Source organism: Candidatus Thiodiazotropha sp. AKAK3 (assembly GCF_058244645.1).
Window position 1 is genome coordinate 63838 of the sequence record NZ_JBSYOQ010000053.1, and the last position, 14056, is coordinate 77893.

A 14056-nucleotide genomic window follows, 5' to 3' on the forward strand; every position below is an offset into this window, starting at 1 on the left:
ATATGTGGGACTATTCAGAAAAGGTTCAAGAGCATTTCTTTAGCCCAAGAAATGCAGGTGCTGTTGAGAACGCAAACGCAGTTGGTGATGTTGGCTCTCTCTCGTGTGGAGACGCCTTGCGACTGACATTAGAGGTCGAGCCAGAAAGTGAGGTCATACTCAATGCCGGCTTCCAAACCTTTGGTTGCGGATCCGCCATTGCATCGAGTTCTGCCTTAACAGAGATCATTAAAGGCATGAATATTGATGACGCCCTGAATGTCAGCAATCAGGATATCGCTGACTATCTCGATGGCCTGCCACCGGAAAAAATGCACTGCTCTGTAATGGGGCGTGAGGCGCTACAGGCAGCGGTAGCCAACTATCGAGGTGAAGAGTGGAAAGATGACCATGAGGAAGGTGCTCTAATCTGTAAATGTTTCGCCATTGATGAAGTCATGATTGAAGATACCGTACGTGCCAATGGCCTGCGCACGGTAGAAGAGGTCACCAATTATACCAAAGCCGGTGGTGGCTGCTCTGCCTGCCATGAAGGTATAGAAGAGATATTGACTCGTATATTGGCCGAAAAAGGTGAAACCTTTGATCCGAATGCAGTAGCTGGTGAGATCAAAAAACCAAAATCCGGACTGACCAACCTGCAGCGCATGAAACGTATTGAAGAGCTGCTGGATGAGATTCGTCCCAACCTGCAACGCGATCATGGTGATGTAGAGCTGATCGAGGTTGATGGTAAATATATTTATGTAAAGATGACTGGTGCCTGTGCCGGTTGTCAGATGGCAGCCACCACACTGGGTGGTATACAACAGCATCTTGCAGAAGGTCTTGGTGAATTCATTCAAGTCCTACCTGCTGAAGAGTTGGCTCGCCGTGCAGCGATGGAGGGTTAATCATGGTTGAAGGAATCTATCTGGATAACAATGCCACAACTATGGTGGCTCCGGAAGTGGTGGAAGAGATGCTTCCATACTTCACCGAGCAGTTCGGCAACCCTTCATCTTTGCATCAGTTCGGTGACAAAGTGGGACGTGCATTGAAAAAGGCACGTAAGCAGGTACAGACTCTGCTGGGTGCTGAGCATGATTCAGAGATCATATTTACCTCTTGTGGTACTGAATCTGACTCAACGGCCATTCTTTCTGCACTCAGGGCACAACCTGATCGTAAAGAGATTATCACTACTGTTGTTGAACACCCCGCAGTTCTGACGCTCTGTGAGCATCTTGAGAAAGAGGGCTATACAGTTCACTATCTCAAGGTCGACAGCAAAGGACGCCTAAACATTAAAGAGTACTATAAGCTCCTCTCCGACAATGTAGCCATTGTTTCCGTGATGTGGGCCAATAATGAGAGTGGTACACTCTTCCCGGTTGAAGAGATGGCTGAGCTGGCGCGTCAAGCTGGCGTTCTGTTCCACACTGATGCGGTACAGGCGGTCGGTAAACTCCCTATCAACCTGAAAGATACTTGCATCGACATGCTTTCACTCTCAGGCCACAAACTACATGCACCTAAAGGAATTGGGGTGCTCTATCTGCGAAGGGGTGTGCGCTTTCGTCCTCTTCTCAGAGGTGGGCATCAGGAGAGAGGTCGTAGGGCAGGTACAGAAAATGCCGCCTCTATTGTTGCGTTGGGTAAGGCCTGCGAGATGGCAATGGAAGCGATGGAGTATGAAAAATCCTTCGTTAAAGCCATGCGCGATCGTCTCGAGCAGGGAATCCTGGAGAAGGTCAGCCACTGTTTTGTAACCGGTGACGCAAATAACCGCCTGCCCAATACCTGTAATATCGCTTTCGAGTATATCGAGGGTGAAGCAATCCTGTTACTTCTGAATAAACTGGGTATAGCCGCTTCAAGCGGATCGGCCTGTACCTCAGGTTCATTGGAGCCATCTCACGTAATGAGAGCAATGGATATTCCATTTACCGCCGCCCATGGATCAACTCGCTTTTCCCTCTCTCGATATAACTCTATGGAAGAGGTTGAGCGTGTTATTGAAGCGGTGCCGCCTATTATTGATCAACTGCGTAAGCTATCGCCTTATTGGAGTGGTAATGGCCCAGTGGAAGAACCTGAAAAGGCATTTGCACCGAACTACGCTTGATTCTCAAAACTGTTTTTTCCTCTCCGTTCTTTTAACCGCAGCTTTGCTGCGGTTTTTTTTGTGAGACTATTATCGAGTATTGCAGAAAAAAGATTTACAGAAGATTGCTTGCCAGTAATTAGGTATCTTCAAAGATAGTCTTAGAAGATGAATTTGAGTGGAGATTTGATATGTCACCAGTGTATGAAGCCCGCCGAAAATTTCTTTTGGATAGCACAGCTGCCGCCTCAGGACTCATACTTGGCAGTTTTTGTGGCATTGCAAGGGCAGATTAAACAGCGCAGTTGGGAAAGGTAGCTGGACCAGGGAGAGGTAAAAATCCAACAAATGGTGATGATCTCTATTTTATCGGCATCTATGACCTGGATGATGCGGATGGAAAAGTGAGGACGATAAATAATATCGATTTTTTTGGTCACGGCATCACCCTTCATCCACTAGATGCCCGGCGAGCTGTCGTTTTTGAGAAACATGGCAAAGGATGCTGCGAAATTGACCTAAATGAAGCACGGATGATACGTAGAATCGAGACTACTGCCGAACGCCAGTTCTATGGACATGGTGCTTTCAGCCCCGATGGGCAACTTTTATATGCAGCTGAGACAGTGGTTACTGATGGGAGTATGCGTGGTGTTGTTGCCGTACGCGATGGAAAAAGTTTCGAACTGCTTGGTGATTTCCCCAGCTATGGTTTGGCGCCACACGATTGCCATCTTATTGATGATGGGGAGACACTGGTATTCAGTAATGGGGGAGGTTCAATTGGAACGAAAGATTATGCCTCAGTCACTTATGTGGGCGCAAAAGACCGTAAACTTAAACGCCGGGTTAGCGTCAGTGATCCAGGGTTAAATGCCGGTCATATTGCGATTAGTAGTTCAGGTAAGCTTGCCCTCGTTTCGGCTCCTAGAGATGGCATTAAAAAACAGAGCATCGATTGGCGGGGTAATATCAGCTTTTACGACCCTCAAAAAGATCAGTTGCGAGTGGCGAATGCACCTATTCGATCAAAGATGGTTGGAGAAACATTAAGTGTCGCTATTCACGAGCCAAGTATGGTTGTTGGTGCAACCAATCCAACAGGTGATTTAGTGACTTTTTGGGACTTCGATACCGGTGAATTAGTGAAAGCGATTCATGGTCGATATCGCTCTCCCAGGGGAATCTCTTTAACTTTGGATCAACGCTATTTTGTGCTGACATATGATAAGTCAACCCATCTGATCCTGTTGGATGCAGAGACATTTGAGCCTGTTGAATCCAGCTATTTACCAATCTCTTATATGGCTGGCTCACATAACCTGGTTTACGCAGCTGTGTAGGTGCTATTTTGACGAGCCCTGTCATAAATTATATGACATCTATCGAACAACCAACTCAGCAATTAACTTATCCCGAAAAACAACTTCAGAACCATTCGATGGGTCGAGTATAAAAACTCCATATCCATTGGTAAAGATGATCTTGCCATCGCTCGAGAGATCATATGAAGCCACATTCGATGCAAGAATCTGTTCTTCGCCATTTTTAGTTCGCTTTATCAGTTGCCAAGACTTAGGCACCAAAGAACGGACACCATTCACTGCGTTCTCTCGTTTTAATGCGTTTTCAGCATTGATTCGTTTACCCTTGATGAGTAACTCTTTCAGGTCAGCCTCTACTTTAGGGCCTGATGCACTGGTCAATGGTTTTCGTGAGTACATCAACGAAAAGAAGTTCAGGTAGTGGAAGAGGGCACGCAGCAGACGAAATGGAAACAATAAAAAGTCCAGCAGTAAATTACCTCCACTATATCGGGGTGGTTCGTAAGGGCGTCTTATAAATAAGAGATCACCCGCTGTAGTTACCTTGGGCTGTAAATAATCTGTGTTCTCATCTTCACGAACAGTTGTCAATTCTCCCTTTTGCAGATCGAGCATCTGTATACTTGATGGGCCTAAAGCTACTATGTAGCCTTCGTCATTTCTGGCAACACCGCATGACTGGAATACTATTCGGTCAGGATCATCCGGAATCCAGGCCGATGCAGAATCCAAGGTGTCTCCCCCTGTGACCTCCTGATAATTGCTCCCGTCAGTCTCCATTAAGGCAATGTTGGAAGTGCCATTACTGCTCTGCTGGGTGCAGAGCAGGCGATTGCCAAATCGATCGATTCTCAAGTCAGCAAGCAGCAGTTTTTGTTGGTGAACAAGGCGTTTTTCCTCACCGCTCTCTAAATTGTACTCAAATAGTCCACCTACCTTGTCATCACTCAAAAAATAGAGAATATTTCCATTCTGAGTAAACTCAACCGAGGTGGATTTCAGCATTTGTGAATCTGCGGGCAGATTGGATCTGTCACTTATAAACGAGGACTCGAATGCAGTACCTTCTTTCCAACTGTGACGCTTACGTGAACGCTCCATGCGATCCATAACGTTCTGGATATACGGGCTTTGTAATTCAAGCAACTCTTGATTCCCATCCTTAAGAAACATCTTACCTCGAGAGATGAAAACCAGGCATTGATCTGTGAATGAACCCTTGCAGGTGGTGGGAGATAACTCCTGCTGACTTTTGCCGATCATCTCGCTATTTGCATTAGATGGCCTTAAAAGAAAATATATAGCAATAGCAACGATTCCTAGAATGACAATTATGTGCATTCGCTTTCTCCATTAATAAAATAACTAATAACAATAATTTACAGCATTATTATGATAAAAATTCTAGATTTCTATATCTCTAATCACGCTCTGTTCTTTATAGTCCTGCTCATTTCATTTAATGCATACTGATACGAATTAAAATTCATATAGCTCTTCTTCATGCCAAAACGGAATACCAATTTATAGGACTGTATTGCAGCTTATGTGGGTGACAGCAAGCTGCAATACTTGAACACTAGCTGCTTTTTACTGACACTCAGTTTTAGCCTTGTTTTTAAGGTATTTGATTAAATCCTCTCCTTCAAAAGCTGTGCAGTTTCCAAGTGCTCTCTCAGAGGTATAACGCTGCTTGCATGAGTCTAATACAACCTGCTTATTGTCATCACTGAGTTGGATATACTCAATTGCTTTCCACTCTTCGCACTGCTCTTTTGAGAGGGATACATTTGAAAAATCATTGGCAATACTGGAAGTAGTAACAAACAAAGTGCCTAGAATAAGAATAAATAATCTATTCATTTATTTTCCTTTAATTATCAATAATACAATAAGTTATATAACTAATTTTATGTAAATAATAGGTTATTGTCAGGTAGCACTACTCCTTGGAAATTGTGTAGTACTGAAATTGATGGCTGGATTTACTGAAATGGGGGATGCGTTAATGGCTGTTATCAAATGGTTTCTAGAATAGAGAACCTTACTGAACTCAAACAAACTGCCTGTTAGGTTGTTCACTTGTTCCTGATTACCTCATATCCATTTAATATAATCCTTACCTGCTTCTATCTTACCGTCCAACTAATACCTCTATAAAATTTGGTAATCTATTTCATCTGAGATTTAGTGAAGAGAGTGGGTCCATTCTATTCGAGCTATATCCTTATCATTGTTTTCTGACTGAGTGGGTTCGGTTTTAATATCCTATCTGCACCTATATCATTACAAAATAGTTGCACTCCTCACTATTGTCTCGGGCTGATCCTAAAAATCTTTAGTGCCAAAACTGAAAGTAGCCTGTGTAGAACCATTTGTCGGTTACTCTATGTCCAAGGCATCATTGTCACATTCCCTACAATTCACTCAACTGCTACATACACTAAAACAGCCGCACCATTATAACTAGTTAATAAATAACATAAAAATATCATGGCACAGTGATTGCTTTTACTCCTGTTAACAAGGAGACAGTCATGCAACACAAGCCAACTACTGCCACTATCAACGACACAACCTTGAGGGATGGGGAGCAATCTGCCGGGGTCTCTTTTACCCTGCACGAGAAGCTAGCCATTGCCAGATCATTGGATGAGTTGGGTGTGCCTGAGTTAGAGGTAGGGATTCCTGCCATGGGCGAAGCGGAGCGTGATGCGATACGTGCAGTTGCTGCTACTGTCGAGAACGCACGTTTGATGGTCTGGGGTCGCATGCACAGCGAGGATATCAAACATTGTCGTGACCTGGGTGTACAGATGGTTGATCTCTCCATGCCTGTCTCCGATCAGCAGATCAGTAAAAAGCTGGGTCGCTCCCGTGAATGGGTACTCGAGCAGATTGCACCTTGTGTAAGTGAAGCTCTTAATCTTGGCCTGGAAGTCTGTGTAGGTGGTGAAGACGCTTCACGAGCAGATCCAGAGTTTCTTTGGCAAGTTGTTGAGATCGCAGAACAGGCCGGGGCCCGCCGTTTTCGCTTTGCAGATACGGTAGGCATCATGGAACCCTTCCAGGTATATGAGGCAATCCGTGATTTAAGAGCCATTTCTGATATTGAGATCGAGATGCACGCTCATGATGATCTCGGTCTGGCAACTGCCAATACCCTTGCAGCTATTCGTGGTGGTGCAACACATGCCAACACAACCGTACATGGACTTGGTGAGCGGGCAGGCAATGCGCCACTTGAAGAGGTGGTAATGGGATTGCGTCGCTTCCATGATCAAGGTCATGAGATCGATATGACTCGATATTCTTCTCTTTCTGAACTGGTTGAATCTGCCTCTGGCCGGAATGTCGGTTGGCAGAAGAGTCTGGTTGGGGCAGGTGTCTTCACCCATGAGGCGGGTATTCATGTTGATGGTCTGATGAAAGACAGACTCAACTACCAGGGTGTTGATCCCGCTGACTTGGGTCGAGATCATCAATTTGTATTGGGTAAACACTCAGGCAGTCATGCAGTGATCCAGGCCTATGCCGATATGGGTATGGCTCTGAATCGTGAGCAGGCTGAATCGTTGCTGATGAGAGTTCGACTTCATGCCATGCAGAATAAACGACCACCAGCGTCACATGATTTGCGACGCTTTTATCTCGAAATTAACACGGAGTCTCAGGAATGGATTCGTCAATGATGAACAGTGAGGTCATCGCTGAAGTAGAGAGATCCACCAAGCCAAAATCAGTGTGGCAGATGGTGGGTGAAGATATAAGTTGTGTATTTGAGCGAGATCCTGCGGCACGCACTCGAATCGAGATCATGACCACCTATCCGGGGGTCCACGCTATCATGCTCTACCGCATGGCCAATCGACTGTGGGGTAGAGGTTGGCGTTATCTGCCGCGACTGATCTCTTATATTGGACGAATCTGGACCAGTATCGATATTCATCCTGGTGCAACCATCGGACACCGTTTCTTCATTGATCATGGCGCTGGTGTGGTAATCGGTGAAACCGCTGTGGTCGGCAACGATGTAACACTTTATCACGGTGTCACACTTGGTGGCGTTTCCTGGAACAAGGGTAAACGACATCCAACCTTAGGGGATCGTGTCGTGGTTGGGGCAGGCGCCAAAATACTTGGTCCTATCGAAATTGGTGAAGAGGTCAGGGTAGGTGCCAATTCAGTTGTTGTTTCAGAGGTGCCTGCAAATAAGACTGTGGTCGGTATACCCGCCAAAGTAGTTCAATCGAATCGTTCCAGCGATGACCATGGCATCGACCTGAATCATCACTTAATTCCTGATCCGGTGGCTGAGGCCATTAACTGTCTACTGGAACGCATACGTATTTTAGAGGGAGAAGTCGGAGTCTATGGGTGCTTGCCAGGTGGTGAGAAACCTGAGGATGAATGCCGACAATGCGATGCCAAACTGGTTTGCGAACCCGCTAAACCTGAAACTGCAGTAACGGAGTATCAGTAATGACTGTGGATCTTCTCGAATTTGATAGTGAGGACCTCTATTTCGATGAAGCCTTGAACGATGAGGCAAAAGCGTGCCTGGAAGGCGCGGCAGAGAATTATGGTGACGCAAAAGCTGAAACTGAGCTGCTCAGGGCCTATTTTCTGGAACCAGAGCATCCCATGATTCTTGTTGCCCTCTATCGCTATTTCTACTATCAGCATCGCTTGGAAGATGCGTTGATTGTAGCAAAAAGAGTCTTGGTAGTGATTGCCAAACGTTTAGAGTTACCAGCAGATTGGCGTGATCTTTCAGAAGGCCGGTTGGGTAGTGGTGTAATGATCTCAATGACACTGATACGCTTCTACATGTTGGCTCTCAAAGGAGCTGGATATCTGGAGCTAAGATTGGGCAACTATGATTCTGCCCTGGAGCGTCTGGAAAAGGTAGCAGAACTCGATTCCAAGGATCGCCTTGGTGCTCAAGCTTTGCTGGAAGTTGTGCGTAAGGCGCTAGACAATCAACCCGACACTGTGTCGGCGTAATATTAATTACAGGAGCGGAAATATGAGTGACAGTGAATTTGATCTGGATATGGATGAACTCAGCAGTGCTGAGGATTTCCTTGAATATTTCAATATTGATTTTGATGCTTCGGTTGTTCATGTCAATCGTTTGCACATATTGCAACGGTTTCATGATTATCTGGATGGGGTTGAACAACTACCTGAGAGCGATGTTGAAAAGTATGAGCTATATGCAGGCATGCTTAAAAGCGCTTACAGTGACTTTGTTGAATCAAATGCTTTGACCGAGAAAGTTTTTAAAGTATTCCATATGCATGAACCGGTTACTGTAAAAGTTCCGCTTATGGATCTTAGCCAGCAGGTAGATAGTTTTGCGTCCAAAGTATGAATATGGTGAAGCAGTCCGAGTCGTTCGGAATCTGCGCAATGATGGCACCTATCCTGGAGAAGCCACTGGACGGCTGTTAGTCCGCCGGGGAAGTGTTGGTTATGTGCGTGATGTAGGTACATTCCTGCAGGATCAATTGATCTATCACGTGGATTTTATTGATCAAAACCGACGCGTTGGTTGCCGGGAACAGGAGTTGCAGCTCGAAAGTGATCCCTGGATCCCAACAAAATTCGAATTCAGGGATAAGATCACACCTAAAATACCTCTTGGTTTAAAAGGTGAAATAATTGCCCAACCGGGCGATGAGGGTGAGATCGAAAAGAGTTTAAAGGATTATCCTGATGGGCCGGCTTATCATGCCCGCTTCAACGGCAGGACACTACTGGTGCCCGAAACCGCACTGGAATTCCTACATCCCGAAATTGAGGAGGATGCATGAATTTGGCTGAAAAAAATACAGATAGTTCGCCAGTATTCAACTATCACATGCTGCGTAATGCATTGAGCAAGTATCAAAAGAACTTGTCTCAACTAGATCCAACAGAAAGTAAAGCTGTTTACAATAGCGCAACTAAAAGTTTTGATCTTGAATCTTTAGTCATCTCTTCAAATGAAGCAGAGGGGCTGATTATTTCAGACCAACAACTTGAAAAATCAGTCCAGGAAGTCGCATCAAGATATGAATCTCAGGCAGATTTTGAAGCAGACCTGGAAAGCAACGGACTTGATGTGGATGGTTTACGAAGCGCCCTCTATAGAGAGCTGCTGTTTGACAGTGTTATGCATTTGGTTGCTTCTCGAGGTGCAGATATAAATGAGCTTGATATTAACCTCTTTTATGAGATGCATCATGATCGCTTTCAGACTCCAGAAACTCGTGTAGCGAGGCACATCCTCATAACAATCAATCCGGATTACCCCGAAAATACTCGTGAAGCAGCATATGGTCGCATGGAAGAGTTGATTCAAAAGCTTGCAGGGCGGGTCAATCGCTTTGATCAGTTTGCCAGGCGATACTCTGAGTGCCCAACTGCCATGGAAGGGGGGAAGCTGGGGGAAATCTCAAGGGGACAGCTGTATGAGTCCTTGGATGCAGAACTATTCAATATGCAAGAGGATGAAATCAGCCCCATTATCGAATCTGATATGGGCTTGCACATTCTCTACTGCGAAAAGATCAAACAGGCTAAACGGGTGCCATTATCCAAGGCAGCACCTCGAATACGGGAAATTTTAATTGAGCGTCAACGTCGAAATTGTCAAAAGGCTTGGCTGAATAGTCTACAACAGAATCATCAAGCCTGATTACCAAAGTGGAATTCAATGACTGATAGCAAGAAACACTGTTCGTTCTGTGGTGAAGAGCAGACACCGGAAATCCCTCTGATTGCAGGGATCGAAGGTCACATTTGCGAGGAGTGTGTACGCTTGGCTGCACAAGTAGTGGCCAGTTGGGGCAGAAGACGCTCTGCAAGTAAGCCTTTCGAAAACATGCTCAAACCGACTCAACTCAAAGAGCAGTTGGATCGTTATGTTGTTGGACAGGAGTTGGCAAAAGAGACTCTCGCTGTTGCTGTTTATAATCACTATAAGCGGTTGAGTATGGAAAATAGTGACATGCACATGCCGGTCAATGGTGATCAGGATGTGGAGATAGAGAAGTCGAATATTCTTTTACTGGGACCATCAGGTACTGGTAAAACCTTGTTGGCAAGCACCTTGGCACGAATTGTCGGTGTTCCCTTCGTTATTGCTGATGCAACGACCCTCACTCAGGCTGGATATGTGGGGGAAGATGTCGAAAGTATAATTGTTCGCCTGCTGGACAGTGCTGATGGCAATAAAGAACTGGCTGAAGGGGGCATAATATATATCGATGAAATTGATAAACTTGCGCGTTCCAGCGAATCATCCCATGGCACACGGGATGTATCTGGAGAGGGTGTACAACAAGCACTATTGAAACTCGTTGAAGGCACCCGGGTAAAGCTGGGACAAAAAGGGCGGAAAGATAGTGCCGATGATGTTTTTGTTGATACACGGAATATATTGTTTATCGCTGGTGGCGCATTCTCTGGTCTGGAACGCTTGCTCGAGAAGCGGATGAATAAGGATAAGGGTGGCATCGGATTTCATGTCGATCCCAGCGATTCGAATGAGGCTTATGATCAATTACGGCTGTTTGAGGAGGTACAATCAGAAGATTTGCGTCACTTCGGCCTGATCCCTGAATTTATTGGTCGTTTTCCTGTAATTACAGCTTTACATAACCTCGATGAGAATGCATTGGTACAGATATTGACCGAACCAAGAAATGCATTGAAGCGCCAATATCAGAGACTGTTTGAATTTGAAGGCGTGAAACTCGATTTTTCTGATGAAGCACTAATAGCCATTGCCAGGCAGGCTCTGGAGCGTGGAACAGGTGCAAGAGGGCTGCGTGGTGTAATGGAAGGGTTGTTACGAAAGGTTATGTATGAAATGCCATCAATTCAGGGAGCAAAACATTGTCAGGTGGAAGAAAAAAACGTCAATCAGGAGATACCCGTAGCTATTTCATGTGAAAAAGAGACAAAAAACCTCCAGACAGGTTAATCCTATCTCTTCAACTGAAGGTCTCCTTTCCTGGAAGCAGATCTCTCAAATCTAAGCTTCTGCCTCTAGTGGGCCGCGCAGCCCACTAGGCAAGCCTCAGACCGACATCTTGCCGCCAATCTGAATCCTAATCAGTGGTTTTACAGTATATAAACTGTGCACTATCATCAAATATGACTCATTAATAAAACAATTCGATGACTGGTGCCATAAACCTTTGAATAGGAATACCTAATGTATATTCAACCCGGTATCGGTATAACTCTCTCTCTGTTGCCATTTTTAGCATTTTCTCAGTCGATAACAAAAGTCGATGTGTTACCTGTCGAAGGGTGGGAAGAGGTTAGTTTCAAAGGCAATACAACTTATAGCGCCAGTAAAGATAGTAAGGGACAACCTAGTCTGGTTGCGATCAGCAGAGGCACTGCATCTGCGTTGGCAAAGCGGATCAGGATTAATCTGGACGAGACGCCTTATTTAAACTGGCGCTGGCGAATTCAGCACATTTTAGATAAACCGGATGAACAGAGTAAAGGAGGGGATGACTATCCAGCCAGGATATATGTGGTTAAAGAGGGCGGTTGGGCGCCGTGGAGAACACGTTCATTGAATTATGTCTGGTCAAGCAGTCAGGCTGTAGGGACTGTTTGGCCTAGCGCATATACTGATCAATCAATGATGGTTTCAGTAAACTCAGGTGACAGTGAGGCCGGTCAGTGGCAATCAGAGCGACGCAATATAAAGAAGGATTTCAAAGCATATTTTGGTGAGGATATTACAGAGATTGATGTGGTTGCAATCATGACCGATACAGATAATACCGATTCCACAGCAACTGCTTGGTATAGTGATATCTATTTCTCATCGAAATAATCAACGTCAGAACAGTGCCACGACAATGAGGAGTATTATATCCATTAGACTACTCAGCTTTATAGACGATCGTGTCTGGATGAAAGGTATACCAGGCAAACCAAAAATCTAAAAGCCCCTCTCCCTTTACGGGAGAGGGGTTGGGGAGAGGGTGTACGCGAAGCGTTTCATGTGGTTGAAAGAGAAAAACTGTATTGATCGTTCATATTTATCTTGCTGATTGTTGGGGAAAATAGGGTGTTCATTCTCCCCCCCCCCACCAATTTAAGATGCTGATGACTGGTAAGTTTTTTCTAGCTGTGACCCTCTGCTTTACATGGAGAGTTTTGGTAGTTGCGCGAATACCCGGTTTCATCTGACAAAACCAGTGTCTCTGGATATTGCCTTTGCCAGTCCATCCAACTATACCCAATATACGATCATCAGGGCTGAGAAAATCGGCATCTTCAGCTGAAACGAATTCTGGTTGATCGATTGCAGGTATACCATCACGGGGCGGACCGCCAGGAAAGACCTCTGATGCATTAATTAATGAATCAGACAGGTCAAAACCATCGTCAGGCAGAGACATGAATAGAGTGAGAGAGGATAATGCCCCCCGTTGAATCGATAAGTTCAATATGGAGGTCACTACCTGAGGCCTGCTTTTCGATTCAGACGTTGCAAACGATGTGTTCGGGCGCGACAGTCCGGTAGTTGAAGGCAGTAATAGTGTGCTGCTCCAATATCTTTGCTGATATGCTCATGATATTTTGCCAGTCGCTCTATTGCATGGGGGCAACCGGCTTTTGCCAACTCTTTCCAGAGGGTATTAGCGCTATTCCAGTCCCCATTTTTTTGTAAGAGATGAGCAAGAAGTCTTTTACTCTGTTCATCAAGCTCTGATTTTCTGCCCCTTAATAGTTCGCAAGCCATAACAGTATCGTGGTCTGCCATCCAACGCGCCAATCCATATAAATCTGTCCCGTAGTGTTCAGGGTTTTCAATTGCATTGGCAAGTTGAGTATGGGCTGCGACCAGAGAAACAATATCACTCTGGTTATGATCTACAACTCTAATCAGGTTTTCACAACGACCTTGTTGCAGATAGTCAAACCAGGCTGCTGGAGCCTCTGAGCCAGGCAGATCATCGAAACGTCTATAACCCAAAAGCCGATTTTCCAAGCTGGTCAGGCGACAATCAGGCCAACTGCTACGAAAAAGCCGTCTTGTAGGGTGTAGCAGATCAAGGTGGGGAAGCTGAGCGAAAAGGTGTTTTTGCGATTGCATGCGGTAACGACTGATTAGCAATGGCAAGTCATAGCTTTTACCGTTGTAGCTGACCAGGCGTTGATCGCTCTGAAAGGATTCTGCAAAGCGGACAAGCATGTCAGATTCACTCGAAAAACGAGTGATCAACAACTGTGTCAGTTGAATAGCCGATAGTTCAAGTCGAGCAAATCCAATCAGAAAAGCGAGCGTTCCACTACCGCCGGAAAGTCCAGTGGTTTCTGTATCGATATAGACGTTTGTTAATTTGTAATCATCGTCACCAGGTAACTGCGGATGGGACTTTAATGTACTCAGTTTGATGCGACCAAGCATTGATGACAAAGGAACTCTTTTGCGAATTATTATTAACCCGTCAGCAATCAACTCACCTCGCAAACGTTTTGCGAGTGTCACTTCTGAAGTTCTGAGGTTTTTTGAAGGCAAGTGTCGTCTGCCAACTCTGTGAGCTATTTTTAAAGGTTTATGCTGGTCAGACAGGAGAGGAGAGACATTGTGTCCCCCCGCCTGTGTCTGTAGTTTGTTCAG

At 45.3% G+C, this 14056-nt stretch carries 15 protein-coding genes; 11 read left to right on the forward strand and 4 right to left on the reverse strand.

What is annotated here, in order from left to right; translation table 11 throughout:
* Window positions 1-2: 2 nt before the first annotated feature.
* The 3 genes from nifU to AC4IE7_RS12705 all read left to right on the forward strand — a co-directional run bounded on the left by nifU (window position 3) and on the right by AC4IE7_RS12705 (window position 3429).
* Window positions 3-893, forward strand: a complete 891-nt coding sequence (nifU, locus tag AC4IE7_RS12695; protein ID WP_490777218.1) for a Fe-S cluster assembly protein NifU — start codon at window positions 3-5, stop codon at window positions 891-893.
* 2 nt (window positions 894-895) lie between these two features.
* A complete protein-coding gene (gene nifS, locus AC4IE7_RS12700) occupies window positions 896-2107 on the forward strand; it encodes a cysteine desulfurase NifS (RefSeq protein ID WP_490777219.1) in 1212 nt (403 codons plus the stop codon).
* 284 nt (window positions 2108-2391) lie between these two features.
* On the forward strand, window positions 2392-3429 hold the full coding sequence (locus AC4IE7_RS12705) for a DUF1513 domain-containing protein (RefSeq protein ID WP_490777220.1): 1038 nt from the start codon (window positions 2392-2394) through the stop codon (window positions 3427-3429).
* Between the two features lie 39 nt (window positions 3430-3468).
* Here the strand turns inward: AC4IE7_RS12705 and AC4IE7_RS12710 are convergent, their stop codons facing one another.
* Window positions 3469-4752, reverse strand: a complete 1284-nt coding sequence (locus AC4IE7_RS12710) for a TolB family protein (protein WP_490777221.1) — start codon at window positions 4750-4752, stop codon at window positions 3469-3471.
* A 249-nt stretch (window positions 4753-5001) separates the two neighbouring features.
* On the reverse strand, window positions 5002-5274 hold the full coding sequence (locus AC4IE7_RS12715; protein WP_490777222.1) for a hypothetical protein: 273 nt from the start codon (window positions 5272-5274) through the stop codon (window positions 5002-5004).
* A gap of 674 nt (window positions 5275-5948) precedes the next feature.
* On the opposite strand from AC4IE7_RS12715, the gene nifV reads away from it, so the two are divergent.
* The 8 genes from nifV to AC4IE7_RS12755 all read left to right on the forward strand — a co-directional run bounded on the left by nifV (window position 5949) and on the right by AC4IE7_RS12755 (window position 12259).
* The gene (nifV, locus tag AC4IE7_RS12720) at window positions 5949-7103 is read left to right on the forward strand and encodes a homocitrate synthase (protein ID WP_490777223.1); all 1155 of its coding nucleotides are present in this window, start codon (window positions 5949-5951) and stop codon (window positions 7101-7103) included.
* A complete protein-coding gene (cysE, locus tag AC4IE7_RS12725) occupies window positions 7088-7894 on the forward strand; it encodes a serine O-acetyltransferase (protein WP_490777224.1) in 807 nt (268 codons plus the stop codon). The genes nifV and cysE overlap by 16 nt, the downstream gene beginning before the upstream one ends.
* Window positions 7894-8418 carry a hypothetical protein gene (locus AC4IE7_RS12730; RefSeq protein WP_490777225.1) on the forward strand — a complete coding sequence of 175 codons (525 nt, stop codon included), beginning with the start codon at window positions 7894-7896 and terminating at the stop codon, window positions 8416-8418. The genes cysE and AC4IE7_RS12730 overlap by 1 nt, the downstream gene beginning before the upstream one ends.
* Before the next feature lie 22 nt (window positions 8419-8440).
* Complete coding sequence (nifW, locus tag AC4IE7_RS12735) at window positions 8441-8788, forward strand: nitrogenase-stabilizing/protective protein NifW (RefSeq protein ID WP_490777226.1); 348 nt, start codon at window positions 8441-8443, stop codon at window positions 8786-8788.
* A complete protein-coding gene (locus AC4IE7_RS12740; RefSeq protein WP_490777227.1) occupies window positions 8772-9230 on the forward strand; it encodes a nitrogen fixation protein NifZ in 459 nt (152 codons plus the stop codon). Before nifW ends, AC4IE7_RS12740 begins: the two co-directional genes overlap by 17 nt.
* Window positions 9227-10096 carry a nitrogen fixation protein NifM gene (gene nifM, locus AC4IE7_RS12745; protein ID WP_490777228.1) on the forward strand — a complete coding sequence of 290 codons (870 nt, stop codon included), beginning with the start codon at window positions 9227-9229 and terminating at the stop codon, window positions 10094-10096. Before AC4IE7_RS12740 ends, nifM begins: the two co-directional genes overlap by 4 nt.
* Window positions 10097-10114: 18 nt before the next feature.
* On the forward strand, window positions 10115-11386 hold the full coding sequence (gene clpX / locus AC4IE7_RS12750) for an ATP-dependent Clp protease ATP-binding subunit ClpX (protein WP_490777229.1): 1272 nt from the start codon (window positions 10115-10117) through the stop codon (window positions 11384-11386).
* A 234-nt stretch (window positions 11387-11620) separates the two neighbouring features.
* Window positions 11621-12259, forward strand: coding sequence for a DUF3047 domain-containing protein (locus tag AC4IE7_RS12755; protein ID WP_490777230.1), 639 nt, complete (start codon window positions 11621-11623; stop codon window positions 12257-12259).
* A 241-nt stretch (window positions 12260-12500) separates the two neighbouring features.
* Here the strand turns inward: AC4IE7_RS12755 and AC4IE7_RS12760 are convergent, their stop codons facing one another.
* Window positions 12501-12890 carry a hypothetical protein gene (locus tag AC4IE7_RS12760; protein WP_490777231.1) on the reverse strand — a complete coding sequence of 130 codons (390 nt, stop codon included), beginning with the start codon at window positions 12888-12890 and terminating at the stop codon, window positions 12501-12503.
* Window positions 12890-13843, reverse strand: a complete 954-nt coding sequence (locus AC4IE7_RS12765; RefSeq protein WP_490777232.1) for a ribonuclease H-like domain-containing protein — start codon at window positions 13841-13843, stop codon at window positions 12890-12892. Before AC4IE7_RS12765 ends, AC4IE7_RS12760 begins: the two co-directional genes overlap by 1 nt.
* Window positions 13844-14056: the final 213 nt, after the last annotated feature.

Excerpts from the sequence above, each read along its gene's own strand:
- nifU (WP_490777218.1), top strand. The coding sequence starts at position 3 with ATGTGGGACTATTCAGAAAAGGTTCAAGAGCATTTCTTTAGCCCAAGA.
- nifS (WP_490777219.1), top strand. The coding sequence starts at position 896 with ATGGTTGAAGGAATCTATCTGGATAACAATGCCACAACTATGGTGGCT.
- AC4IE7_RS12710 (WP_490777221.1), bottom strand. The coding sequence starts at position 4,752 with ATGCACATAATTGTCATTCTAGGAATCGTTGCTATTGCTATATATTTT.
- AC4IE7_RS12715 (WP_490777222.1), bottom strand. The coding sequence starts at position 5,274 with ATGAATAGATTATTTATTCTTATTCTAGGCACTTTGTTTGTTACTACT.
- nifV (WP_490777223.1), top strand. The coding sequence starts at position 5,949 with ATGCAACACAAGCCAACTACTGCCACTATCAACGACACAACCTTGAGG.
- cysE (WP_490777224.1), top strand. The coding sequence starts at position 7,088 with ATGGATTCGTCAATGATGAACAGTGAGGTCATCGCTGAAGTAGAGAGA.
- AC4IE7_RS12730 (WP_490777225.1), top strand. The coding sequence starts at position 7,894 with ATGACTGTGGATCTTCTCGAATTTGATAGTGAGGACCTCTATTTCGAT.
- nifW (WP_490777226.1), top strand. The coding sequence starts at position 8,441 with ATGAGTGACAGTGAATTTGATCTGGATATGGATGAACTCAGCAGTGCT.
- nifM (WP_490777228.1), top strand. The coding sequence starts at position 9,227 with ATGAATTTGGCTGAAAAAAATACAGATAGTTCGCCAGTATTCAACTAT.
- clpX (WP_490777229.1), top strand. The coding sequence starts at position 10,115 with ATGACTGATAGCAAGAAACACTGTTCGTTCTGTGGTGAAGAGCAGACA.
- AC4IE7_RS12755 (WP_490777230.1), top strand. The coding sequence starts at position 11,621 with ATGTATATTCAACCCGGTATCGGTATAACTCTCTCTCTGTTGCCATTT.
- AC4IE7_RS12765 (WP_490777232.1), bottom strand. The coding sequence starts at position 13,843 with ATGCTTGGTCGCATCAAACTGAGTACATTAAAGTCCCATCCGCAGTTA.